Annotated in this window: 26 protein-coding genes; 20 read left to right on the top strand and 6 right to left on the bottom strand. The window is 41.7% G+C overall.

Annotated features, from left to right (window positions below):
• Positions 1-75: 75 nt before the first annotated feature.
• Positions 76-570: a hypothetical protein gene (locus HOP45_RS09035; RefSeq protein ID WP_181348956.1), complete on the bottom strand. Its 495-nt coding sequence runs from the start codon at positions 568-570 to the stop codon at positions 76-78.
• 84 nt (positions 571-654) lie between these two features.
• Here HOP45_RS09035 and glsA point away from each other — a divergent pair, with 84 nt between their 5' ends.
• The 12 genes from glsA (at position 655) to HOP45_RS08975 (ending at position 14,588) form a co-directional block, all read left to right on the top strand.
• Positions 655-1,587 carry a glutaminase A gene (glsA, locus tag HOP45_RS09030; RefSeq protein WP_181348955.1) on the top strand — a complete coding sequence of 311 codons (933 nt, stop codon included), beginning with the start codon at positions 655-657 and terminating at the stop codon, positions 1,585-1,587.
• A 91-nt stretch (positions 1,588-1,678) separates the two neighbouring features.
• Positions 1,679-1,957 (top strand): Fpa/YlaN family protein, encoded by a 279-nt coding sequence (locus tag HOP45_RS09025; protein WP_181349197.1) that lies wholly within the window; start codon positions 1,679-1,681, stop codon positions 1,955-1,957.
• A 180-nt stretch (positions 1,958-2,137) separates the two neighbouring features.
• Complete coding sequence (gene ftsW / locus HOP45_RS09020) at positions 2,138-3,334, top strand: putative lipid II flippase FtsW (RefSeq protein ID WP_181348954.1); 1,197 nt, start codon at positions 2,138-2,140, stop codon at positions 3,332-3,334.
• Positions 3,322-6,765 (top strand): pyruvate carboxylase, encoded by a 3,444-nt coding sequence (pyc, locus tag HOP45_RS09015; RefSeq protein WP_181348953.1) that lies wholly within the window; start codon positions 3,322-3,324, stop codon positions 6,763-6,765. The genes ftsW and pyc overlap by 13 nt, the downstream gene beginning before the upstream one ends.
• Positions 6,766-7,300: 535 nt before the next feature.
• The gene (gene cyoE, locus HOP45_RS09010; RefSeq protein WP_181348952.1) at positions 7,301-8,251 is read left to right on the top strand and encodes a heme o synthase; all 951 of its coding nucleotides are present in this window, start codon (positions 7,301-7,303) and stop codon (positions 8,249-8,251) included.
• Between the two features lie 75 nt (positions 8,252-8,326).
• A complete protein-coding gene (coxB, locus tag HOP45_RS09005; RefSeq protein WP_181348951.1) occupies positions 8,327-9,382 on the top strand; it encodes a cytochrome c oxidase subunit II in 1,056 nt (351 codons plus the stop codon).
• A 21-nt stretch (positions 9,383-9,403) separates the two neighbouring features.
• Positions 9,404-11,269 carry a cytochrome c oxidase subunit I gene (ctaD, locus tag HOP45_RS09000; protein WP_181348950.1) on the top strand — a complete coding sequence of 622 codons (1,866 nt, stop codon included), beginning with the start codon at positions 9,404-9,406 and terminating at the stop codon, positions 11,267-11,269.
• Complete coding sequence (locus HOP45_RS08995) at positions 11,259-11,882, top strand: cytochrome (ubi)quinol oxidase subunit III (RefSeq protein ID WP_181348949.1); 624 nt, start codon at positions 11,259-11,261, stop codon at positions 11,880-11,882. The genes ctaD and HOP45_RS08995 overlap by 11 nt, the downstream gene beginning before the upstream one ends.
• A gap of 3 nt (positions 11,883-11,885) precedes the next feature.
• Complete coding sequence (gene ctaF, locus HOP45_RS08990) at positions 11,886-12,209, top strand: cytochrome c oxidase subunit IVB (protein WP_181348948.1); 324 nt, start codon at positions 11,886-11,888, stop codon at positions 12,207-12,209.
• 190 nt (positions 12,210-12,399) lie between these two features.
• Positions 12,400-13,305 (top strand): cytochrome c oxidase assembly factor CtaG, encoded by a 906-nt coding sequence (gene ctaG / locus HOP45_RS08985; protein ID WP_181348947.1) that lies wholly within the window; start codon positions 12,400-12,402, stop codon positions 13,303-13,305.
• A gap of 90 nt (positions 13,306-13,395) precedes the next feature.
• Positions 13,396-13,851: a DUF420 domain-containing protein gene (locus tag HOP45_RS08980; protein ID WP_181348946.1), complete on the top strand. Its 456-nt coding sequence runs from the start codon at positions 13,396-13,398 to the stop codon at positions 13,849-13,851.
• A 188-nt stretch (positions 13,852-14,039) separates the two neighbouring features.
• Complete coding sequence (locus HOP45_RS08975) at positions 14,040-14,588, top strand: GNAT family N-acetyltransferase (protein WP_219914564.1); 549 nt, start codon at positions 14,040-14,042, stop codon at positions 14,586-14,588.
• A gap of 232 nt (positions 14,589-14,820) precedes the next feature.
• Here the strand turns inward: HOP45_RS08975 and ytvI are convergent, their stop codons facing one another.
• Both ytvI and HOP45_RS08965 read right to left on the bottom strand, forming a co-directional pair.
• Positions 14,821-15,879: a sporulation integral membrane protein YtvI gene (gene ytvI, locus HOP45_RS08970; RefSeq protein ID WP_181348945.1), complete on the bottom strand. Its 1,059-nt coding sequence runs from the start codon at positions 15,877-15,879 to the stop codon at positions 14,821-14,823.
• A 101-nt stretch (positions 15,880-15,980) separates the two neighbouring features.
• Positions 15,981-16,349, bottom strand: coding sequence for a YugN family protein (locus HOP45_RS08965; RefSeq protein ID WP_181348944.1), 369 nt, complete (start codon positions 16,347-16,349; stop codon positions 15,981-15,983).
• 214 nt (positions 16,350-16,563) lie between these two features.
• Here HOP45_RS08965 and HOP45_RS08960 point away from each other — a divergent pair, with 214 nt between their 5' ends.
• From HOP45_RS08960 to HOP45_RS08945, 4 genes are all read left to right on the top strand, one after another.
• Positions 16,564-16,992 (top strand): CBS domain-containing protein, encoded by a 429-nt coding sequence (locus HOP45_RS08960; RefSeq protein WP_181348943.1) that lies wholly within the window; start codon positions 16,564-16,566, stop codon positions 16,990-16,992.
• Between the two features lie 232 nt (positions 16,993-17,224).
• On the top strand, positions 17,225-18,292 hold the full coding sequence (locus HOP45_RS08955; RefSeq protein ID WP_181348942.1) for a CAP domain-containing protein: 1,068 nt from the start codon (positions 17,225-17,227) through the stop codon (positions 18,290-18,292).
• 58 nt (positions 18,293-18,350) lie between these two features.
• Positions 18,351-18,737, top strand: coding sequence for a spore coat protein YlbD (gene ylbD, locus HOP45_RS08950; protein ID WP_181348941.1), 387 nt, complete (start codon positions 18,351-18,353; stop codon positions 18,735-18,737).
• A gap of 74 nt (positions 18,738-18,811) precedes the next feature.
• The gene (locus tag HOP45_RS08945) at positions 18,812-19,264 is read left to right on the top strand and encodes a YlbF/YmcA family competence regulator (protein ID WP_181348940.1); all 453 of its coding nucleotides are present in this window, start codon (positions 18,812-18,814) and stop codon (positions 19,262-19,264) included.
• Positions 19,265-19,278: 14 nt separating this feature from the next.
• Here the strand turns inward: HOP45_RS08945 and HOP45_RS08940 are convergent, their stop codons facing one another.
• The gene (locus tag HOP45_RS08940; protein WP_181348939.1) at positions 19,279-19,602 is read right to left on the bottom strand and encodes a hypothetical protein; all 324 of its coding nucleotides are present in this window, start codon (positions 19,600-19,602) and stop codon (positions 19,279-19,281) included.
• A 148-nt stretch (positions 19,603-19,750) separates the two neighbouring features.
• On the opposite strand from HOP45_RS08940, the gene HOP45_RS08935 reads away from it, so the two are divergent.
• Positions 19,751-20,026 (top strand): YlbG family protein, encoded by a 276-nt coding sequence (locus HOP45_RS08935; protein WP_181348938.1) that lies wholly within the window; start codon positions 19,751-19,753, stop codon positions 20,024-20,026.
• Positions 20,027-20,334: 308 nt separating this feature from the next.
• Here HOP45_RS08935 and HOP45_RS08930 read toward each other — a convergent pair whose 3' ends face one another.
• Together HOP45_RS08930 and HOP45_RS08925 are read right to left on the bottom strand one after the other, a co-directional pair.
• Positions 20,335-21,831 (bottom strand): hypothetical protein, encoded by a 1,497-nt coding sequence (locus tag HOP45_RS08930; protein ID WP_181348937.1) that lies wholly within the window; start codon positions 21,829-21,831, stop codon positions 20,335-20,337.
• A 233-nt stretch (positions 21,832-22,064) separates the two neighbouring features.
• On the bottom strand, positions 22,065-22,454 hold the full coding sequence (locus HOP45_RS08925) for a DUF7147 family protein (RefSeq protein WP_181348936.1): 390 nt from the start codon (positions 22,452-22,454) through the stop codon (positions 22,065-22,067).
• 155 nt (positions 22,455-22,609) lie between these two features.
• On the opposite strand from HOP45_RS08925, the gene HOP45_RS08920 reads away from it, so the two are divergent.
• The 3 genes from HOP45_RS08920 to coaD all read left to right on the top strand — a co-directional run bounded on the left by HOP45_RS08920 (position 22,610) and on the right by coaD (position 25,361).
• Entirely contained in the window at positions 22,610-24,025 is a 1,416-nt protein-coding gene (locus HOP45_RS08920; RefSeq protein WP_181348935.1) for a hypothetical protein, read from the top strand.
• Positions 24,026-24,291: 266 nt separating this feature from the next.
• Complete coding sequence (gene rsmD, locus HOP45_RS08915; RefSeq protein WP_181348934.1) at positions 24,292-24,882, top strand: 16S rRNA (guanine(966)-N(2))-methyltransferase RsmD; 591 nt, start codon at positions 24,292-24,294, stop codon at positions 24,880-24,882.
• Positions 24,882-25,361, top strand: a complete 480-nt coding sequence (coaD, locus tag HOP45_RS08910) for a pantetheine-phosphate adenylyltransferase (protein WP_181349195.1) — start codon at positions 24,882-24,884, stop codon at positions 25,359-25,361. Before rsmD ends, coaD begins: the two co-directional genes overlap by 1 nt.
• The last annotated feature ends 111 nt before the right edge of the window (positions 25,362-25,472 follow it).

Genomic DNA, 25,472 nt, shown 5'->3' with positions numbered 1-25,472 from the left:
GGGTGAGCGATTTGGCACAAACTATACAAGAAAAAAGCCAACCGTTTAGGTTGGCGGAATTGTGAGCAGCCGAATTCAAGAAAAGATGATTTTCGTGATGCCTTTAATCGGGCTCTCTCGATTGGATCCGTCTTCAAAATAAAGGTGGACGGGTCCTTTATCCTTCAAAGGTTTTCCTTCTTCAGAAAAAAGGAGGAGCGCCTGTTTCAAGTCATCAGCAGGAAGCTCGTACTCCCCATTTTCAGTAATTAGCGTTGCTGTTTGAGCATTTCTGTCAGGTTCACTCGTCTGAATGAAGGGAGATAAAGGCATGAGGAATGTCCCTTTTAGGATTTTTTCTTTTTCAAAACGGGAAATACTTTTATTAACAGGAGGATTCAGCTTCTGTTGATAGACCTCGCGATTCCATCGTTTAGATCGCTTGGTTACTTCATCTTCCTGTTCAGCTTCTGCTTCAGCTAATTCAGGCTCGAACACTTCCTGGAAGGAGCGCTTTCTATCATCAAAGATCCATACCGTAGGATCAAGCGTGATCGGATATTTTACGTTCCCTTCTATTTGGATAATCATGTTATCAACCACCTTTAATTTTAGGTATATCACCTTTTTAGAATAGCAGAAAACACAGGCGATTTCATTAGGAGGCAGTTGAAAATGTCAGATAAGATCTCCAAAGAAGTTTTAACGGAATGGCTGGAAATTGTTCGCCCCTTTGCACACGACGGTCACGTTGCTGACTATATTCCTGCTTTGGCAAAGAAACATCCTGAAGATTTGGCGGTCGCCATACACTATCATGACGGTACCACTGTCAGTGAGGGTCGTGATGAGGATTGTTTCACGTTGCAAAGCATTTCGAAGGTTATCGCACTCGCTTTGGCTTTAATGGACAACGGGGAAGATTATGTATTTGAGCGCGTCGGGATGGAACCAAGTGGGGATCCCTTCCATTCGATCTATCGCTTGGAACAACATAATCCTTCTAAGCCGCTTAATCCAATGATCAATGCCGGAGCATTAGCTGTGACAAATATGATTCACGGGGTCACACCCGATGAGAAAGTAGGAAGATTATTGAGTTTCATTCATGAGATGACGGATGATCATAGCATCCGTCACAGTGAAGAGGTGGCTTCTTCAGAATTTGAAACCGCCTTCTTAAACCGCGCTCTCCTTTACTATATGAAGCAGCATCAAGTCGTGGATGGAAGTGTGGAAGAAACCCTTGATGCTTACACGAAGCAGTGTGCGATTGAAGTCAATGTTAAACAATTGGCCAGGATCGGAGCGCTGTTTGCAAATGAAGGCCGTGATCTTGATTCGAACAGACAAATCATTTCTAAACATTTCGCACGAATATGTAAGACATTCATGGTGACGTGCGGTATGTATGACGCATCCGGAGCTTTTGCAATCAAAGTCGGAATACCCGCCAAGAGCGGCGTATCCGGAGCGGTCGTGGGGTCTTTGAATAAGTTTGGGGGCATCGCTGTATATGGGCCCGCTCTTGACGAAAAAGGGAACAGCGTAGTGGGATTGAAGTTGCTAGAAATGATGTCTAACCGGTATGATTTATCAATATTTTAAAGTAAAAAAACCCATTCATTTGTTGCATTTTTTCTTACTAAACGATAATATTGTAGAAAGAAAGTCTGTAAATGGAGGGGATTTATTAATGTTGTCTGACTTGGCTGTGGATCATCGCGAAAAAGCCTACGCCCTTCTAAAGGCTGACGCAGATAAAATCCTGAAATTAATAAAGGTTCAAATGGAGAACCTGACGATGCCGCAATGCCCTTTGTACGAAGAGGTGCTAGATACACAAATGTTCGGATTGTCTCGGGAAATACATTTTGCAGTTCGCCTTGACCTTATCACAGAAGATGAGGGGAAGCGCTTATTGGACAATCTTGAACAGCAGCTTAATGTGTTGCATGAAGCAGCACAAAAATCGTAAACATAAAACAAGCTCAAATTGCGACAGCAAGTGTTGTAATTTGAGTTTTTTTGTACTATTAAATCACAAGGCTCATCCGAATGATATAATTGAACATGAATATGACACAATCTTTTTTTATGTCATATTGCAGGAAAAAAACAAGCACGAAGCGAACAATACATAAAAGGATGGACCGCTATGTTACAAAAAATAAAAACATTTGATTTTACCCTATTCTTCACGCCGCTAGCATTACTTGCTTTCGGAACTGTTATGATTTATAGCGCGAGTATGGTTTATGCCCCTGTGGCTCTGGACCTTCCCAGTGACCATTTTCTCCATAAGCAGTTTTTATGGGGAGGACTTGGCCTTTTTTCTATGGTTTTGTTTGCGATTATTCCCTATCGCCATTTACAAAGGCTGACGAAATTGATTGTACTCTTGATGCTCCTTTCATTAGCTGGTCTGTTTGTGTTTGGTATAGAAGTCAACAATGCCCAGTCATGGTATGACCTCGGATTTATGAACTTTCAACCTGCAGAGTTTGTGAAGTTGGGGCTGATCATATACTTAGCGTCGGTCTATGCCCGAAAACAGAAATATATCGAGAACTTTTCGCAAGCTGTCGTCCCACCTTTAATTTTGACAAGTCTTATATTAGGAATGATCGTTTTACAACCAGATATCGGGACAGCTGCGATTATAGGGTTTATTGCAAGCATGGTGGTGACCAGTTCAGGAATTCGACTGCGTCATATTATCGTACTTGTTTCGATTACGGTATCCGTCCTCGTACTATCAGCTACACAATTGGTGACCGATGAGCGGTTGTCACGTTTCTCGGGTGCGTTCCAGCCCTTTAACGCCCCGGATGATAGCGGTTATCACCTGATTCAATCCTATGTTGCAATAGGTACTGGGGGGTTGACCGGCGAAGGGTTAGGTCATAGTGTGCAAAAATTAGGGTATCTTCCTGAACCGCATACTGATTTTATTATGGCCGTAATAGCTGAAGAGCTGGGTTTTTTAGGTGTGGCGATTGTCATTGGATTGCTTTCGACGATTGTTCTCCGCGGTTTATTTATATCAAAACAATGTGATAATGCCTTCGGGTCATTACTCGCCCTTGGTATTTCAAGTATGATCGCGATCCAATCGTTTATCAATTTGGGGGCTATGAGCGGGATGCTCCCAATTACCGGAGTCACTTTGCCTTTTGTCAGTTATGGGGGTTCGTCGTTAATTATATTGATGACCTCCATGGGAATTCTTAATAACATTGCTAGAAGTGTCCATGTGAAAGAGGAGCAGAAGACGCGGGAAAAACAGCCCTCTTCTCACTCGTTTAATCAAGTACAGAGAAATAGAGAAGGAGAGAGAGTATGGCAGAATTAAATCAAATCGGTAAAGTTCTAGTCGCTAATCGTGGGGAAATAGCCATTAGAGTATTTCGTGCCTGCACTGAACTCAATATACGCACAGTAGCAATTTATTCCCAGGAAGACAATGGTTCATTCCACCGTTATAAGGCGGATGAAGCCTACCTTGTTGGTGAAGGGAAAAAACCCATTGATGCTTATTTAGACATTGAAGGGATCATTGAAATTGCTAAAAGCGTTGAAGTAGATGCTATTCATCCAGGTTATGGCTTTCTTTCCGAAAATATTCACTTTGCCAAGCGTTGTGAAGAAGAAGGGATTGTGTTTATCGGTCCGACAAGCAGCCACCTGGATATGTTCGGGGATAAGGTAAAGGCTCGTGATCAAGCTGTACAGGCGAACATCCCTGTTATTCCAGGAACTGATGGACCTGTTTCGGGGGTGGAGGAAGTACGCTCGTTCGGGGACCAACACGGCTATCCGCTGATGATCAAAGCAGCTATGGGCGGTGGCGGTCGAGGCATGAGAATTGTCCGCAGTAAAGAAAATGTTGATGAAGGTTATGAACGGGCGCGGTCCGAAGCTAAGGCGGCTTTTGGCAGCGAGGACGTTTATGTTGAGAAACTGATTGAAGAACCTAAACATATTGAAGTTCAAGTCATGGGAGATTTTGATGGCAACATTGTCCATTTATATGAGCGAGATTGTTCCGTCCAAAGAAGGCATCAAAAGGTAGTCGAAATTGCACCGAGTGTTGCTTTGTCCGTTAAACTGCGTGAGGAAATGTGTGATGCGGCGGTGCAGCTTATGAACAATGTGTCATACGTAAACGCTGGAACCGTCGAATTCCTTGTAACGGGAGAAGAATTTTATTTTATTGAAGTAAATCCAAGGGTCCAAGTGGAACACACGATTACCGAGATGATTACAGGGTTTGATATTGTTCAAACTCAAATCCTAGTGGCGGAAGGATATAATTTACATGAATCACAAATCGGTATTCCGCTGCAAGACCATATACATACACACGGTTATGCGATTCAGTCGCGCGTGACCACCGAAGATCCTTTAAATAACTTCATGCCTGATACCGGGAAAATCATGGCATACCGTTCAGGCGGTGGATTCGGTGTCCGCTTAGATGCCGGGAACGGGTTTCAAGGGGCCGTCATTTCGCCTTACTATGACTCGTTATTAGTTAAAGTATCTACGTGGGCTTTGAGCTTTGAACAAGCCGCTCACAAGATGGTCCGGAATTTGAAAGAATTCCGGATTAGAGGAATCAAAACGAACATTCCTTTCCTGGAGAATGTTATTCAGCATAAGAAATTCCTTTCAGGTGAGTATAACACTACGTTCATCGATGGTTCGCCGGAATTATTCGTCTTTCCAAAAAGGAAAGATCGTGGAACAAAAATGCTCACTTATATCGCCGAACGAACCGTTAACGGGTTCGAAGGCATTGGCAATAAGAAGAAGCCCGCGTTCTATAAGCCTAGAATGCCTGAGGTAAAATACGGGGACTCAATAAAGCCGGGTTCTAAACAGGTGCTGGACGAGCGAGGGCCAGAAGGGTTAGCAGAATGGTTGAAATCCCAAAATGAAGTCTTGTTGACAGATACGACGTTCCGTGATGCTCATCAATCCCTGCTGGCCACAAGGGTTCGAAGCAAGGATCTGGAAAATATCGCCGAACCGACTGCTCGTCTTTTACCCCATTTATTTTCAGTAGAGATGTGGGGCGGGGCGACGTATGATGTGTCGTATCGTTTTCTTCAAGAAGACCCCTGGCAGCGTTTGTTGAATTTAAGAGAAAAAATGCCGAACGTGCTATTTCAAATGCTCCTTCGAGCTTCAAATGCTGTCGGATACAAAAATTATCCCGATAACCTGATCCGTGAATTTGTGGAAAAGAGTGCTAATGCAGGCATTGATGTCTTCCGTATATTTGACAGTTTGAACTGGGTGGAAGGCATGAAATTGACTATAAACGCTGTCCGGGAAAACAATAAAGTTGCGGAAGCTTCTGTTTGTTATACGGGCGATATTTTGGATGCTTCACGGCCGAAATATGATTTGGAATATTATAAAAAAGTAGCCAATGAATTGCAGGAAGCAGGCGCCCATATCCTTGGGATCAAAGATATGGCTGGTTTATTGAAGCCTGAAGCTGCCTATCAATTAATTTCCACGTTAAAAGATACAATTGATATCCCGATCCATCTTCATACACATGATACGAGCGGCAATGGTATCTATACTTACGCCCGCGCTGTAGAAGCTGGAGTGGATGCTGTCGATGTAGCAACGGGCTCGATGGCCGGGCTTACATCGCAACCGAGTGCGAACACGCTCTATTACGCTCTAGAAGGGAGTGACCGGAAGCCTGATCTTGATATTACGGCCTATGAACAACTGGGACATTATTGGGAGGATATCCGCAAATATTATAGTGATTTCGAGAGCGGCATGATGGCCCCTCATACTGAAGTGTATCACCATGAAATGCCGGGAGGACAGTACAGTAATTTACAACAGCAAGCTAGAGCAGTTGGTCTGGAAGATAGATGGGATGACGTTAAGCTGATGTATCGCCGGGTGAATGATATGTTTGGTGATGTAGTCAAGGTTACCCCTTCTTCAAAAGTGGTAGGAGACATGGCGCTATTTATGGTTCAAAATGATTTAACAGTCGATGATGTATATGATAAAGGCGATTCGCTTGCATTTCCGGATAGTGTCGTGGAATTCTTCCAAGGTTATTTAGGACAACCGTATCAAGGTTTCCCATCACAATTACAACAGATTGTTCTCAAAGGAAGAGAGCCGATTGAAACCAGACCGGGAGAGCTACTCGATCCGATTGACTTTACAGCTTTGAAAGAAAAATTGTTCCACTCTCTCGGAAGACAGGTCACAAGCTTTGATTTGATCAGCTATGCGTTATACCCAAAGGTGTTTATGGACTACAATAAGTTCTTTGATCAATATGGGGACATGTCAGTGCTTGATACCCCTACCTTTTTTTACGGCATGAGACTGGGTGAAGAGATTGAAGTGGAAATCGAACAAGGGAAGACGTTAATTGTTAAATTGATATCGATTGGAGAAGCTCAACCGAATGGGATGAGGACCGTATATTTTGAATTGAACGGTCAACCACGGGAAGTTGTCATTAAAGACCAAAGCATCAAAGCTATTACAGAAGAACGTCCTAAGGCGGACAAATCAAACGACAAGCATATTGCAGCCAGTATGCCGGGTACTGTCGTTAACGTGATCGCAGAAAAAGGCGAAAAAGTGAACAAAGGTGATCATATTATGATTACGGAAGCAATGAAAATGGAAACAACCGTTCAAGCTCCGTTTGACGGCCAAATCAAAGATATTTATGTGAAGAATAATGATGCGATTTTTGTGGGAGATTTATTATTGGAATTTGAATAAGCGAAAAGCTCTGCTTTGTAATGGACAAGGGCTGCCGAACAAAGGGTGACTTGAACCTCTGGTCAAGTTACCCTTTTCCTGTTGTTTTCTTTCTATACATTGCGTCGGCGATGTTCTGTATAAGTGATAAGGTTTAAGCTAACAATGAGCATATTGCCTTCTGTAAGTGGGAGGTCGCTGTTGTTGTCTAGTTCGAGTATGTAAAAAAGCCTTGCAATGGTGAAAATTGTTTGCTAGAACTATATAGGGGTTCTCAAAATTGGTGGAACTTCTATAAACAGCGAATACTATATTCTTATAATTACGAGTTGGATTCGACATTCTTTGTTATGCATCGTGAATATGTTTCATAAAGTTGTCACATTTCAATAAAATTCTATTGTTTAAATAGATAGAAAAGAAATAACATGATACAATAACGTTGATGTCTTAACGGTTTTTCCATCGCGTTAAAGGGAAACCAACGCCCCCTCTTAAGGCAGAACATTTTCCAGGTAACTGGTAATGAACGGGGGAGAAGGAGGAAGATATTACGATGGATAACCCTAGAACAGTCGAATCTGCTTCTTCACAAGCAATAAATCATTCCCATGTGAACCATTCATCACTTTTTGCTGATATAAAGAGTTTGATTAAAGTAGGTATTATTAATTCCAATTTAATGACAGCTTTTGCAGGATTTTGGCTGGCAGTTCACTTTTCTGCCGTGAATTTTGTTGATGTTTGGCCAGTTTTCATATTGACAATGTTGGGAACTGCTTTGATTATAGCCGGAGGCTGTATCTTGAATAATTGGTACGATCGTGACATTGACCATATTATGAGCCGTACTCAAAATAGACCTACAGTCACTGGAAGTATAGCGTTATCTCACATTTTAATTATGGGGATAGTGGTCTCAGCTTCAGGATTTATCACATTGTTATTCACAACGCCACAGGCTGCATTATTGGGTGCATTCGGTTGGTTTGTCTATGTGTTTCTTTATACCATGTGGTCTAAGCGTAAATATACCATTAACACCGTTATCGGAAGTTTTTCCGGTGCTGTACCGCCTTTAATTGGGTGGGCTGCAGTAGCACCTGCCTTACAGTTAGAAGCCTTCATTCTGTTTTTAATTATGTTCATTTGGCAGACACCTCATTTCCTGGCTTTAGCCATGAAAAAAAAGGATGAATACAAGGCGGCAGGTGTACCTATGCTGCCAGTCGTCCACGGTTTCGACATTACGAAACGTCAAATTGTCATTTATGTGGCTTGTTTATTGCCATTGCCCATCTATTTAGCATCGCTGGGTACAGTCTTTTTGATTGTGGCAGGCTTGTTGTCGATAGGATGGCTTGCTCTTGGTATAGCTGGCTTCTTTATGAAGGATGATATCAAGTGGGCAACATGGATGTTTGTTTATTCGCTTAACTACTTGACTGTTATGTTTGTGACCATGGTAGTGGTGACGTTGCCGTTATCATTTCCAACATTGATGTAATCAGCATCTTCTGCTTTGAAGAAACTGGTTCTAAATATATGAAAGAAAGAACAAATAGAAAGAGAGGTATCACACATGAAAGGTTGGATGGGAAAATTCCGAATGCTGTTTTTATTTGGTGCTCTTTCCTTAATCCTTTCTGGGTGCGGCGTTGATAATATCAGCGCCCTGAAACCAGAAGGTTATGGATCAGAATTACTGTTTGATCTTATGCTCATCAGTATCGCTATCATGCTGTTTGTCTTCGTAATTGTCATGGCCATCTATACATTTGTTATCATCCGTTACAGGCAGAAAAAAGGCCAGGAAGATTACATACCTAAACAAACAGAGGGCAATAAAGCCCTGGAGATTATTTGGACGGTCATTCCAATAATTCTTTTACTCGTTTTAGCTGTACCGACGGTGCAAGCTACGTTTGATTTAGCTGATAACTCGGGTTCTGAAGAAGAAGGTGCCATAAACATTGAGGTTACCGGGAATCAGTACTGGTGGCATTTCAACTATAAGGGACAAGAGATATCGACAAGCCAGGATCTTTATATCCCGAAAGACAAACGTGTTCATTTAACGATGAAATCCACGGATGTCATCCATTCCTTCTGGGTGCCTTCAATTGCAGGTAAGATGGACACCAACCCAGGGGATAACCAGAACACGATGTCTTTAGAAGCCTATGAAGAAGGCGAATACTTAGGTCAGTGTGCTGAATTATGCGGCCCATCGCACTCCTTGATGGATTTTCGCGTTATCGCTGTCAGCCAGGAAGAGTTCGATCAGTGGGTTGAGGATATGAAAAACGTCGACCCTGAGGCTCAACCTGAAAGCGACGTTGCCAGAGAAGGTCAGGAATTATTTAATAACAATTGCATGAGTTGCCATGCGATCGGTTCTGCTCCAGCAGGAGTCGGACCAAATATGACGAATTTCGCCAATCGTTCAAAAATTGCAGGGATCCTTGATCCGACTAAAGAAAATTTAGTGGATTGGATTGTTCATCCTGATGAAATAAAACCAGGAAATCAGATGCCTTCCAATTTAGTAAATGAAGATGAAGCAGAAAAAATAGCTGAGTATTTGTTACAGTTGGATCATACCGATGTGACACCAGAATCAGCAGAACAGAACTGATATGAATAAGGGGGTAAAAGCGTGAGTACAGCTTTAGCGCAGAAGCGTGGGTTAGGCGCTGCGATATGGGATTATTTAACCACTGTTGACCATAAAAAGATAGCTCAACTCTACTTGGTTTCCGGTGGTATATTTTTCTTGATCGGCGGACTTGAAGCCATGCTTATCCGCATTCAACTGATGCAACCCAACAGCGATTTCATCAGTGCGGGTTTATATAACGAAATGATCACCATGCATGGAACAACAATGATTTTCCTGGCTGCAATGCCGTTGATATTTGCTTTAATGAATGCTGTCGTTCCGCTGCAAATTGGGGCGCGGGACGTAGCCTTTCCATTTTTGAACTCACTTGGATTTTGGCTCTTTTTAGCTGGAGGTCTAATACTTAACTGCTCGTGGTTTCTGGGAGGCGCACCGGATGCTGGGTGGACAGCTTATGCTCCACTTTCAGCCACATCCCCGGGCCACGGTGTCGATTATTATGTAATAGGTTTACAAATCTCTGGTGCAGGGACCCTGATAGGTGGTATCAATTTTCTGGTCACCATCGTTAATATGAGAGCTCCAGGTATGAGTTATATGCGGATGCCGCTTTTCACCTGGGCTTCCTTTGTCACAAGTAACCTTATCTTATTTGCTTTCCCGGCATTGACGGTTGGTCTGTTTCTATTAATGTTTGACCGCATGTTCGGATCGGCGTTTTTTGACGTCGGTTTAGGAGGAAACGCTATCATTTGGGAGCATTTATTCTGGATATTTGGCCACCCGGAAGTGTATATCTTAATTCTTCCGGTGTTTGGAGCTTTCAGTGATATTTTCTCCACTTTTTCCACGAAACGATTATTCGGGTATTCTGCAATGGTATTTGCGACAGTATTAATTGGCTTCCTTGGCTTTATGGTATGGGCCCACCACATGTTCACCACAGGTCTTGGACCAGTAGCCAATTCCATTTTTGCTGTTTCAACAATGGCTATTGCAGTACCGACAGGCATCAAAATTTTCAACTGGCTCTTTACGATGTGGGGCGGAAAAATCCGCATGACATCAGCTATGCTTTGGTCAATTGCATTTATTCCTACGTTCACCATTGGTGGTATGACTGGGGTTATGCTTGCAGCAGCTGCCGCTGACTATCAATACCATGATACTTACTTTGTAGTTGCGCACTTCCACTATGTCATTGTAGGCGGTGTTGTATTCGGATTCTTTGCAGCACTCCACTACTGGTGGCCGAAGATGTTCGGTAAAGTATTGAATGAAAAGTTAGGAAAACTGGCTTTCTGGCCGTTTTTCATCGGATTTCATTTAACTTTCTTCATTCAACATTTTCTTGGATTAATGGGGATGCCGCGTCGTTATTGGACCTATCAAGAAGGACAAGGCCTTGATTTAGGGAACTTAATTAGTACGGTTGGTGCTTTCCTAATGGCCATCGGCACACTCATTTTTGTTTATAACGTTATCTATACAGCCATGAAAGAGAAGAAGGTCAGTGGAGATCCGTGGGATGGAAGAACACTCGAGTGGTCCATACCTTCGCCGCCCCCTTTCTATAATTTCAAGCAAACACCGCTAGTAAGAGGACTTGATCCTTTATGGATTGAGAAGCAGGACGGTAAAACAGGTATGACGCCGGCAGAACCTCTTGGAGACATTCACATGCCGAACGGTTCATTCCTTCCGTTTCTTATGTCGCTAGGCTTGTTTATAGCCGGGTTTGGCTTTATTTATCAGGTTGATCATAAAGGTTGGCTGGCCTTAGTCTTTATCGGGATGGGGATTACCTTAGGAAGTATGTTGACCCGTTCATTAAAAGATGATTTGGGCTACCATGTCCATAAAGAAGAACTAGAGGAAGGTGGTGGCAACCATGAGTCATGATGACGTGTTAAATCCAAAAGAAATGCCGCATGAACCGGAAAAAGCCACCCATGAGGGTCAAAATAAGTTTTTAGGTTTTTGGTTCTTTCTTGGTGGAGAAACAGTGTTGTTCGCAAGCTTGTTCGGGACCTACCTCGCGTTAAATGAATCGAATGCCCAAGACCCTACAAGAAGCGAGATGTTTGGTCTTGAGCTTGTGTTTATTATGACCATGCTGCTTCTGACAAGCTCGCTCACAAGTGTATACGCGATGTACCATATGAAGAACAATGACTTTAAAAAAATGCAGACGTGGCTCGCCATTACCGTATTCTTAGGTTTAGGTTTCCTCGGGTTTGAAATATATGAATTCACTCACTATATTCACGAATATGAATTCACCTTTCAATCATCTGCCATGGGTTCAGCCTTTTATACATTAGTTGGATTCCACGGAGGTCACGTATTGTTTGGACTCCTTTGGATTACGTCTTTGATGTTGCGAAATGCTAAGCGTGGTTTAAATTTATACAATGCACCTAAATTTTACGTTGCAAGCTTATACTGGCACTTTATTGACGTTGTTTGGGTGTTCATCTTTACTGTTGTATATCTTATGGGAAAGGTGGGTTAACGTATGGCCAATAACACCAATTCCGCTAATAAGCCGGTAGATTTCAAGAAAAAACACAGTAAAGAAGAAATGAAACAACAAGTCATCACGTTTGCCTTAATGATCATGTTTACCCTGGTAGCATTCGGACTTGTTTTAGCAGAAGTAACGTCATTTTTTGTAATCCCGATTTTGATCATTCTAGCTATTGTTCAGGTGCTTTTCCAACTTTACTATTTCATGCACATGAAAAATAAAGGTCATTCGATGGTGTCAGTCATGATGTTTGGTGGCATTTCCATAGGTATACTCACCATCATCACCTTCACGACCATTATTTGGTGGTAAACTTTAAGGAAGAGGTCGCGCTTTATTGCCGGCCTCTTCTTTTTTAGTGGTTCTGTTGGCCAATGTCATTGTGAACAAATTATGTCGATATTTTGAATTGTGGGCTCTAGGGATTGGAACAACTCGATATTTTGTTTAAAATTAGATAGAATGGATGAAGAACATACTTACTAATGGAGTGGATCCTTTTATGTGGCTTGAATTATATATGTTTGGTTTCCGGGCTTTATGGAGTCCATACTACTTGCTGTTCATTGTTCTCTTATCAGCAGCTTATTACTATCTCACGGGCCCTGGACGCTATCGGTTTACGAATGAACCAGCCCCAACACCGAAACAACAGACTATGTTTTACTCAAGTATGTTGCTTTTATACGTTATAAAAGGTTCACCGGTCGATTTGTTGTCACACATTATGTTTACGGCTCACATGTCACAAATGGCTTTGTATTTTTTATTATTCCCTTTATTAGTGATTCGAGGGTTACCCGTTTGGATGTGGCAAAAGCTTTTTAGCTTAAATGGTATTGCTCCTTTGTTGCGATTACTGACAAAACCGTTAATCGCTATTCTACTGTTTAATGGGTTGTTCTCGATATACCATATGCCTGCCATCTTCGATTTTGCTAAATCGGACGAAATTGCTCATGCCGTCATCACTACAGTCATCCTGTTCACGGCCTTTTGTATGTGGTGGCCAGTCTTTACCCCCTTGAAAAGTATGCAGACGATGAGTCCCATTTTGAAAATAGGTTATATATTTGCCAACGGTGTATTGATTACACCGGCGTGTGGCTTAATAATCTTTGCTGGCGCTCCGATATATGAGACTTACAGCCAATCGGGGGCTTGGATTCAAGCACTCAGCTTATGTGTGCCTGCTGATGTATTGAATGGTTTGTCCAATAGCCTGAGTGGACCTCAGTTCTTTACTCCTATACCTCTGGTTGAAGATCAGCAACTCGGCGGTATCGTTATGAAAATCACCCAAGAGGTCATTTTTGGAGCTATCATTGCACGCATTTTCTTTGAATGGTTTCAGCAAGAAGGAGATGTTGTGGACCCGATGCCTTCGAGTGCCTCAAATGAAACGTAACTTCCAGTGGAAAGCTTTCCTGGATCGGTAAACAGGAAAGCTTTCTCTGTATTTTAAAGCAAAAGGGAAAGATGAAGAGGAGAGAGACGAATGCCCTTATTACCAACACTCAGCACATTTTTCATAGTCTTAAGCGCCCTATTGGTTGCTGTAGGGTGGATACTTATAAGTTTGGCACGTCCGGCGGCACATAAAAAAGTAATGGTCGGTGCATCGATCAGTGCGCTAACCTTCTTTATTATCTATATCAGCCGCACAATTTTCATAGGTAATACGAGTTTTGGCGGACCGGATGAAATTAAGATTTATTACACGATTTTCTTACTTTTTCACATTTTCCTTGCAACGGTTGGAGCTGTATTCGGTATCATATCATTAACGTTAGCGTTTAAGCGTAATATTGGAAAACATAGAAAAATCGGTCCCGTTACAAGCATTATCTGGTTTTTTACCGCCATTACTGGTGTTGCTGTTTATTTACTCTTATACATCATTTATGACGGAGGCACGACCACGAGCATGTTAAAAGCGATTCTAGGTACATGACGTGGAAGGCTTGAAACGTATTTCTGTGGTGAAATACGTTTTTTTAGTTCTGAAGGGTAGAGAGATAGTATAACATATCGTTATATTAAAGTAGTTATTCAATTTAGTGGCTGGAATGTGAAAAGCTCAATTTCTAAAATTATAGAGCAGAAGGTTATTATAAACTGTCGTTTCCTTTAGAATGAATAGTGCCACAAGAAATCATGAAAGGAATTGAAGCATTGCTATTAAAAACATCCCATTTGTTGTTACGACCATTTGAAGAATGGATGGGTCGGCTCATCATCAACCATCCGTTAGAATTTTTTAAACAGCTCGATTTGCAGCGGACGAATGAATGGCCTCATTCGGGATTAAAAGCTTTGATGCCGCTTTATTTAGAAGAGTTGCACCATAACAAGTCCCATCTTGGGTTTGGACCGTGGGCCATATTTGACCGGAATCATTCGTATGTCATTGGGGATGCTGGGTTCAAGGGGGCGCCATCAGAGGAGGGTGCACTTGAAATTGGTTACTCTATCGTACCGGAAGAGAGGGGGAAGGGATATGCTACAGAAGCTGTTTCCGCCCTCTGTCAATGGGCGTTTGAATTAAACAACGTCACGGAAGTAAGGGCAGAGTGTGATCGGGATAATATTCCGTCTCAAAGGGTTTTGGAACATAATCAGTTCAGCTTTCACGACGCAGATCAGGACATTTTTATCTATAAGCGACAAATTAGAGAGGCAAGGACATAAATTAATTGATAGGTGTCAATGTCAAGAAGCGAACATGAGAAACATTAAAGATCTATGATGATCATGAGCGTCCAAACCATGGAGACACATGTGGGTACAGCGTGAGCCGAAGATTTCACAGGAAAGCGGAATGTTTTGACGGTGCGGTCATTGCAACTTCCTTAAAACATAAAACTTCCGAACGATTTTGTGGAAATCGTTCGGAAGTTTTGTGTTTTGTCCCAGTGCTGTTTTATATTTTGTAATTCAATTTGATAATGCCTGCTTCCTTGGCAGAATTAAATGCAATTAACAGAAGAGGACCTAAAATAAAACCGATTACGCCGATAAGTTGTAACCCTAAATACATAGCAATTAGAGTTGCTAACGGGGACAAGCCGATGTGCCGTCCCATGACTTTGGGTTCGACAGTCCTTCTGATAGCCAGCAGGACAAAAGCTAAAATAGCAAGTTTTGTTCCGCTCACAATGTTCCCGGATAATAAATCGAACAGTGCCCAGGGGCCAAGAATAATAATTGAACCGATAATAGGAATAAAATCGATGAGCCAAATGATAATTGACATCAATATCGCAACTTCAGGTGCAATCCATATCAAGCCAATAAAGCTCACGAATAGTATAATCAGACTGACAAAGAATTGAGCTTTTAAAAAGCCGAATACGACATAGGATAAACGCGCGTTCATAAATTTAACTTTTTCGGCCGTATCCTCTGTGAAATGTTGGTATGCTTTCTCTTTCAACCGTGGTAATTCTAACATAAATAAAAATAACGCAATTAAATATACAAGGATACTCACGAGATATTCGGGAATCTTTGCCGCAGCCGAGGCCATCCGGTCCAATTGGAAGTTGGCCGTAATCGAATCAGTCATGGCTCTTACATTACGTTTAATGCCTTCTGTTAAATTATTGACGACTTCTTCTGGAAGGTTCTGCGCGTACCGGTCCATGCTTTCTTCCCAATCTGCAATTATGCCATTCACTTGGTTCACATATGTAGGCACGTTATCTGCGATTTGGACAATTTGACTTACAGCACGTGTGACAGCATAACTGCCAATGATGGAAATAAAAATAAGAAACAGCAGAAAAACAATCGTGACGGCCATTTTACGATTGATACGAAAACGAAATTGAAACCATCGGACGGAAGGATTCAAAAATAAAGCGGTGACAAATGCTACAATCAAAGGAACTGAGACTGGTAAGATATAATAACCTGCTACGACTAATAAAATACCCAGTAATATTAATACCCATTGACGTTTCGTAAGGTAACGGAACAATTTGTTTTTGTATCTCCTTTCCTAGTAAAACCTATTTTAAATTGGAAAAAAACAGCTGCCTCTATTTTAAGTATAGGCAGCTGCTACCACAATCAATCATATTATGATTGATGATAATGTGATATTTCTTCCTTTAAATTCGAAAGTAAATTGTAAGCTTTATCTAGGATACTGCTTGAAAACTCTTCTTGCTCTCCATATTCGACTCCGTGAGGGTAATAATGTTTGCCAATCAAAGGCGGCAGTAATTCAATGACAGCCGTTTTACGATCAACATCCCCTTCGATCGCATAACCTTGGATCCGCAAATAATAGGTGATATTCTTCTCAGGAGAGTTGATTTTATAATCATATGTAACCCGTTCATAATCCCAAGATCCGCCAAGCATAAATCCGTTCTTTTCCATCAGATGGGTCAATGGGCTATATTCGAGTACCAAGCCCTCAATTCCAGTATTTTCTAACTTCATTTCTTCCACCTCGCATGTTGGTCTTTAAAACTATATTAGTATGAATATTGCCAGGATGCAATTCTTTTGCCCTGAAAACATGGGTCGAGAATAATATTAATGACTACCATTATGCTCATTCATTATACTATAACTTGTCTCTGTGTGCATGTAATAAATATGTAAGACTGGGCACACTAAAGCGTGATGTTTATTATCAAAGGAGGATTTAGCTATGAAAACGGTTAAGGAAATTATGACCAAGGATGTAGCTTGTTGTCAAAAAGAAGATTCATTATTTGATGCGGCTAAATTGATGAAAGAACGGAATGTAGGGGCTATTCCGGTTTGTGATGAGAACCATAAGTTATTCGGTATGGTCACAGATCGTGATCTCGCCATTCGCGGATATGCTGCGAAAAAACCTGAGACGACTTCTATTCAAGAAGTGATGAGTGACAAACTATATCATATATCTCAAGAGTCTTCACTACAGGAAGCAAGTGATGTCATGGCTGAGCACCAAATCAGACGACTGCCTGTGGTAGAAAAAGAAAAACTGATCGGCATTCTCTCTCTTGGTGACTTATCAATTGAAAAACTTTCCGATCATGCAGCAGGTGTCGCATTACAGGACATCTCAGAGCGTCCTGAATTACATTAAAGATAATAAGGCAGAGGCTTTGGTTCATTAAAGCCCTGCCTTTTAAATTATTGGCTGTGAATAAGGTGATCATATGATGCGTTATACAATTATAGTTAGGATAGTCAGAAAAAAGAGACCCTTCTCACATATCAAACATACAAATAATCAAGTTTTCAGGTTGCCTTCATTCATAATTTCAATGGGGAGGCTTTATAATAAAAGTAGATCGTAAAACAAAGGGAGAAAAAACATGAAAAAGTTAGTGATTTTCACTTTGATTCTATTAGTGTCTGTCGCTGGTTGGATAGGGGTGCAGAACCTTTCGTTCAGTTCTGTACACATGCCAAGTGAGCAGGGAGTAGACAAGCTTGAGCCTGATAGTGAAGACGAAACAATTGAAGCTGAAACTGATGAACCGGAAACGAAAGAGAAGGAAGAACCTGCTTCTCAAGAAGGATGGATGGGAAAAACGTCGCGTGAGCTGATGGATACGATGGGAGAACCTGATAGAAAAGATAAGAGCGCGTATGGTTATACGTGGTGGGTTTATGAGCAGCCCACTACCTACCTTCAGTTTGGCATTGCTGAAGGGAAGGTCGTTACCTGGGTGGGAACGGGGGATATCAATCATATGTCTGATTATTCCATTGGACAACCTTACGATGAAGTTAGTGATGTCGCTCCATTTTCTGAGACATTAACGCTTGAGACAGAAGGAACTTATACATTTGAATTAACTGAAGTCGATCTTGCTCAAAGACCCCTAGTGAAACTGGATGATGAGACATATGCTCAACTTTATTTTGATACCGTCACACGAAAGCTCTCCTCTATCAGAGTCATGAGCCCTGAAGTGCTGCTGATACTTCAACCTTATCGTGTCACCTACCGTGGTGAATTGCATGAGCCGCCGTTTATGTCGGAAGAAGAATGGAAGACTGTGCAAGCAGGCAATGAACAGCAAATTATGACGATCACAAATAAAATAAGAGAACGTCATAGTAAATCAAAACTAGAATGGAGTAAGTTGGCTGCAAATGTCGCTTATGCTCACAGCAAAGACATGAAAAGTGAAAATTATTTCTCTCATCATTCCCAAAATGGCGATGGATTAAAAGAACGCCTTGAAAAAGGAGATGTACACTATGTCAGAGCAGGAGAGAACATTGCAGCCCAATACATTGATGCTGCAGCGGCCGTCAATGGGTGGTTGAACAGTGAGGGCCACCGTGAAGCTTTATTGGACGGAGCGTACACGCATCTTGGTGTAGGGGTTCATCGTGATTATTACACCCAGAATTTTTTGACGATACCCTGAACCTTTCACACATATTCTTCATAGGCTAATGAGTAGTTAACAAGAGAGGTGTATGTGTATGGCGGAGAAACAGCTGCATCCTACGGTTATGGAATTCAAGCAGTTTGTGATGAAGCACCCTAAGCTGAAAGCTCATATAAGAAAGCAGCATCAATCGTTGCAAACCTATTATGAAAAGTGGTTACTGCTAGGTGAAGACGATTCCTTTTGGGACGAATTCAAAGGGGATTCTAAAGAAAAGACGAAGGATGCCTCTTCCCAAAAAAATAGTGAATGGATGAAACAATTCACGAAGCTGCTTCAAGATATTGACTGGAAAAATGTTTCCAAGCATGTTGAAGATATAAATGGAGCGCTTAATAACTTTCAAAATATTATAAATGACATGCAGCAGAAAAAAGCCAGACAACGGTTCGTGCAACCACCGTCCTATCCATATTATTAGTCTGGTCAGATAAATACGCGTGGCTAATTTTAATATCTCCTTAATTTTGGTATGATAGTGGTGGAGGTGGATTTATGTTAGCAACGATGGAAATCGTAGACTTAATAGATAACTCTGAAGGCATCGGCCAAATGGTCATGGGTTCAGATGTCATGCAGGATTATCGCATAGCTAAGCGAGAAATGGAAGAGGATGAAGAGGCACAGAAACTGATCCGCAGGTTCAATGATACAAAAGATCAATATGAAGATGTCCAACGATTTGGGCGATATCATCCTGATTACAATGACATTATGAAGAGGGTCCGTTCCGAGAAGCGTGAAATGGATATGAATGAAAAAGTGGCCCAATTTAAAAAAGCTGAACGCGAGGTGCAGAAGTTATTGGACGACATCAGCCATCACGTCGCTCATAGTGTGAGCACCGAAATAAAGGTTCCCCGGAGTGGGGCCGCCTTGATGGACACAGGTACAGGTGGCGGCGGAGCTGGCGGTTGTGGCAGTGGAGGAAGCTGCGGCTGTTCGTAGTCACTTCGTTCAGATCAAGGTGTAAAGCGAATACAGTCATCACATAAATTCCCACAGCAAAACATTTTGCGCTGAGGTACGAGGAAACGAATACGATAAATATAGGACGTCTGATTTTTGCGGACAAATTGCATCGCAAGGGTCAGGCGTTTTCCGCGCATGGATCGTGCTGCGGCTTTTTTAAGTTGTTCATCAACATCAGCTTTTCCGACATCAGGTTTGGTGGTTAAATAAACAAAGGGTAAGCCGGTGATCGATTTTATTTGAAATGAGTCAAGTAGAGGTGAAGTTTGGAGCATCTGAGTGAAGATGTTCCATGCTTGCTCTAAATCGGTCATGTTGATTCCTCCTTAGCAGGGATGGGTTACCAACTTTTATCATAACTGATTATGAGCGTGATGTTAATGTATTGAAATGGTCATAGTTGTCGGTTACGCTTCAATTTGCTAGACTGAATAAAAATGAGAAAAGTGAGGCAGACATCCTATGAGGGTTAAGCGTCAAGGTATTATTGTATATTTCCAACACATGAAAAATTTACGGCAAATCAAAAAACAGGGGCATCTCATATACGCTTCAAAGAAACTTAAATATGCGCTGTTATATGTTGATCAATCTGAACATAGCGAAGTTATGGAACAGTTGGAAGGCTTTTCGTTTGTGTCCCGTGTTGAACCTTCACAGAAGCCTTTCATTACGACAGATTTTGAGAATGCAAAGCCAGATAAAGCGAAACAATATGATTATAAAATGGGAATCTGACGAAACAGACGAGGTTGGGACAAAACTAAATGAAATACAGAAATTCCGAACGATTTCAGTGAAACGTTCGGAATTTCTGTATTGAGAGGTGTTTAATGACCGCTCCGTCAAAACACTTCGCTTTCCATGGGCACGGCCTCAGCTTCCTCGGAAAGCAAAGAACGCTTTCCTGCGGGATCTTCGGCTCGCGCTGTTCCCATAGGAGTCTACGTGTTTTGACTACGCTCATGAACATCATTGAATTCATATCCATTTTTAATGTTCGTTTTTTAAAACTTCTCTTTTACTTATGTCCCAGTCTCGTCCTTTTAGTTGGAAGTTGATACCGTAACCGTTTCGTTCACCTTGTGCCTGAACATGAGATTATTAATTTTAAATGTAATGTTTTCTGAGTTTTTGACGACTTCATGGCCGAAATTAAAGTTAAACCCTTCACTATACCCATTATAATTTAAGCTTTGGAATGTTTCCTTCTTTTCATTCACCGCTTCCACGTATAACGGGTTGGAGGGATCCGGGCCGTTTGCAGTTCCCGTCGTCCCAACAAGCCACTTTTCCGGGTTGCCTTTTTTGCGAAATTCTAATTGAACATCAAGGTTGCCGTACTCTTCATATCTAAGAAATTGTAAATTTACATCTGTGTTGTGCCATGAGGTTAGCAGTTCGCTGGTTTGATTTTCATAAACCATCTCTTCCTCACTTTGTTCTTTAATATCGTCTGCCGCTAGTTCAAATGATAGGGACTCATCACTTATGACAGCCACTGTCTTCAATTGAATTTCCAATTGCCGCGGCATTTCATTAAAAGGTTCGAAATTGGCGTAATAGACATTGGTTTGTTTGTCATCTTTGTTGAGCATATTGACGCGTCGTTCTTCTCCTTTGTCGCTCTTGATCATGGTATCCATATGAGCATTGAGCGAATCGGATCCCTTTGCCAATTCAAAGCTTATTTTATTTTCAACTGTGCCAATATCAATTGATTTAAGTTTGATCTTCACGTCGTCATCCTCGATGGTTTGGTTGACATCAACCGTATGGACTTTGTCTTTTTCGGGGGAATAGGTATAGTGTAAGGGAGCACTTTCAGTCGTTGTGTCGCCTTCGTTTGTAAGATTATGGCTTGTCCCTTCAAGCCTTAAACTGAAGGTTGTTTCCAACTCTTTATCCATTTGTCTGTAAAATTGGTCCATCGGGTTGCTGTCTGGTGAAAATTGTTCACTTGGTTTCCTGATCGGGGAACTCGTCGTAATGTTATACATTCTTCCCTGATAAACAATGCGCCCTTCTCGAGGGGAATACATATTGTGAGCGTATAAATCCTGCGTTTTAATTTCGTCACCATCATCTTTTATATTTATATTGGCCACTAGAGGGGGGAGGTTTCTTAAACTTCTTTCTTCGTCAAAAATAGCTAAATCGACACTGTATATGTAATGAACACCTCTTGGCGTGTACCACATATCATGAACAAAAAATGTGGCGTCTTCATCTTTTACCTCAAAAGCTTGGTTTGGACTTATGACCATTCCATTCTGTTTAGCCCGCTTCAGTCCCTTAACCCGGTCGTAGAAAAATTGATCAATCTCCTCTTTTTGATCAACAGACGTCCAGCTGGGTGGAAGATCGAAGTCGGGAACTTCACTCATGTCGGTAATTTGCTGTAATTCCTCATCGTAACTTAGTGGTTTTTCACTGTCTGCGGTATAGATTTGGACACCCGCCCCTAAGGCTATGATAATAATGACGCCAACTATAATTTGAAATATTTTCTTATTTGATTGAGCCCATTTAGGTTTTGTCATCGGTGTTCTCTCCTCCATACTTATAATTCGGGTGAAAACGTCACGTGTAAAGAAAGTTCTGTTAAATCCCTGGGTGGTATTCGTGTCATAACAGAGGTTATCAGATCATAAAGAAAAATCGCTATCCTTTTCCATTTCTCGATGAATTCAAATAATTCCTGCTCAGTTGAAAATAAAATGTCATAAAAAATGTAAAACAAGCAACAGCATTTCAGGCCGTTGCTTGTTTTTGATCAGGACAATGGTGGAATGTAGCGATTCATGCGAAGAATGCCGATTAAATGCTGAAAAAATAATTCCTTTTCAGCGAATTGGTCGGAGGACTTGATACCGATTTCTATTATGTCTTGTTTTAACGCGTTTGCCATCTCCTGGAATAAATCATAGCGTTTATTTGGCTGTTCGTTTGGGTTGGGAACACCTTCTGTGCACATGTAAATGGGCTGGAACTTGTCCTCGCCAGCTGGATGTAAAATCAAGGCCAGTGAGGTCACGTGGCGATCATTTTTAACGGTGTGGAATGCCATGATGTATTTAACACGTTCAGGCATATGCTTGCCCAGTTCAATCAACTCATAAATATCCGCATACCCTTCGCCTAGTTCAATGAATTTCTGAATCATAATAAAATCCTTTCGCCAATTGATTTCATGTATTACTGTAGCACGGATGAGCCATTCTGTGAATTTTAAGTATTTTCGACAATTTATTCGCTTCTTTGAAAAGGTCTTTGTTAAACTGGGTGTATCGTATAGTCAAAAAGGAGTGCGACTGAGGAATGCGAAAAGCCTTTGTTGTTCTAATATTCATGGCGGGATTATCTCTGCTTTTGCTCCTGTATCAGTGGAGTATTTCGCACGGAGTTATACAAAGTAATAAGTCTGACGGTGCGCCGGTGAGTGTGGAAGTTAGCCTGGACATCACTGAAGACAAAGCGAATGTCACGTTACATTATCAGCACTTGCAACATGATATATACGAGGTAGAAATCCCAGAGAGCGCGACAGATTTTACGTGTAACTATCAAAAAAATCAATCGTGTCTTCTAAATGAATCAGATCACACTACCAAGGTATGGAATAACAGACAACAGTCCTTCACGATTCAGTATGAACTGGTTAAACCAGAAGGAGGACGCCTCAACAACTGGGAAACAATGCTTACTCACAATAATAAGGAGGTCTTTCCCGATGCTGCGATCTCCCTCCGTGATTATACGTCGACAAAAGGTAGCTGGGTAGCACCTGGAACCGAGTCTGTTCATCTCAATGAAGATTTGGTCGATTATTACAGTTGGGAGAAGGAAAACCTGAGCCGCTCTCCCATCCTTAGACTGGAGAAAGAGGATCTCGCTCATTGGGAGAGCGACGGTTTACAGGTGTTTTACCCTAAGAAGCAGCAGTTGTCCACAGATATTGAACAAGAACTTTACCACTTGGCTGAATCCTACGACCCCGCGGTTATATTTGTTGGGAATCAATTAAATAGAACGGACGGGCAATCGTTTTTTCGCGTTCCAAATTTACAGCCTCAGTCGATAGAAAATAAATTACTGGAACGAAATCTAAATACAAAATGGGGAGGTAAGCAGGATGAATGGGTAATCGATTTTATCGTGCAATTATTTGCCCCCCTTGATCAAAAGGTTGACCAGAATTCGGATCTTTTAGCGATGGTAAGGGAGAGGTTCAGTGAGAGTCAGTTAGATTGGATGCAACAAGAACTGCTTGAAGGCTCTTCCTCAGATCATTTAGCCGCAGAGATGGATCGTTTACTTAGTGAGGTCTATGGAAAACCGACTTCATTTTTTGAACTGAATGCATCAAAGCGACAAGCAGTCCCCTTGTTTTTCACAGAACCAAAAGCCGTGTTTTGGCACAATGACGGCCCTCTAGAGTGGAGGGTCATTGAAAAAGAGGGTGAACGGCTTTATCCAGTAGCTGGGTTGGCACAAGCAGCAGGATTTGAACTCATTGCATTGAACAACCGTGATGCTTTTGTGGTATCAACTAATGAACAAGACCTGCGTCTTTTCACGGGGAGAAAAGCTTATGTAAAGAATCAAGAGGAGATTAAAACCGGAAAAGTGATTATTGAGACTGTTTCATCAGAATTGTATATGAAGGAAGCATTTGTGAAGGAATTGTTACATCTAGATGTGGTACATGAATCATCACACATTCGTATTAGATAGGTAGCAATAATTTTCTGGACATAAAAATAGGGCTGCCCGGTAAGGGCAGCCCTTCCTTTTTGTTTTTGCAATGAACAAAAACAAAAAAGCAAAGGGAGAGGAGAAACCGGAGGAAGCGCTTATGGGGAAGTAAGCCTTCTCCGTTTTCAGAAACAGGTAATCTCCTGCTTCATGCTCTATTATGGTCAGCATCCAGCCATTTTATACAGCTGCCATCGTATGTAATTGTATTAAATTGTTAGCATCTGAGTATATGTGATAGGATAATGAAGAAGAATGAAAGCGAGGTGCCAAATGTGAGGGTTATTGCAGGAAATCACAAAGGACGGCAGTTAAAACCGGTGCCTGGCAACGGGACTCGGCCAACAACCGATAAAGCAAAAGAAGCATTATTCCAAGTACTGGGTCCCTATTTTGAAGGAGAGCAGGTGTTGGATTTGTTTGCCGGCAGTGGCGGCCTTGGCATCGAAGCATTAAGCCGCGGCGCCACTAAGTGTGTGTTTGTAGATGCTCATCCGAAAGCTGTCCAAACCATTCATTACAATCTTAACGCCCTATCTTTAGAAAATTGTTCAGAAGTATTCCGTACCGACGCCTTTCGTGCCATTAAAGCCGCAGGTAAACGCGAGTTGGCATTTGATTACATATTTTTAGACCCTCCGTATCGTAAAGTGTCCTATGAAGATTTGCTCCAAGCTATCTTGGAGAACGATTTGCTCAACCCAGGAGGAGTCATCGTGTGTGAACATGATGCGGGCGAACATTTACCTGAAAGAGTAGGCATCTTGAGTCAATTCAAGTCAGAGATTTATGGCACGAATATCGGAATTGCTATGTATAAGGAAGGTGAATCATGATGAGTCGCCTGGCAGTCTGTCCCGGCAGCTTCGACCCATTGACAAATGGCCACCTTGATATTATTCAACGAGGGGCCGAGGTGTTTGACCATGTCATTGTGGCGGTATTTAATAACCGTAATAAATCCACCTTATTTTCTGTAGAAGAACGGTTTCAATTAATTGAGGAATCAACAAAGGATTTGCCGAATGTTTCCGTAGATGTATCCTCCGGTCTTCTGATGGATTATGCAAAAGAGAAAAATGCTAAGGCTATCATAAGAGGGCTGCGGGCAGTGAGTGATTTCGAATACGAAATGCAGATCACTTCAATGAATCGAAAGCTTAATCAAGAGGTAGAAACATTATTTATGATGACAAACAACCAGTATTCTTTTTTAAGCTCCAGCATTGTAAAAGAAGTGGCCAAGTACCATGCACCTGTTTCAGATCTGGTCCCCGCTCCTGTAGAAGAAGCTTTAAAGAGAAAGTTCGCTTAATGGTGTTTTTTATACGAGCTAACTACGATATAGGGCTGGCGAGCATAGACTCGCCAGCCCTATTTTTTATCTTTTGATAGCCATTGTTCCATTCGCCTAATACGCTCAAGG

It is taken from the genome of Thalassobacillus sp. CUG 92003 (assembly GCF_013618635.1).
GTDB lineage: Bacteria > Bacillota > Bacilli > Bacillales > Halobacillaceae > CUG-92003.
Note: the sequence above shows the minus strand (reverse complement) of the source record. Positions and strands in the feature narration are given on the sequence as shown.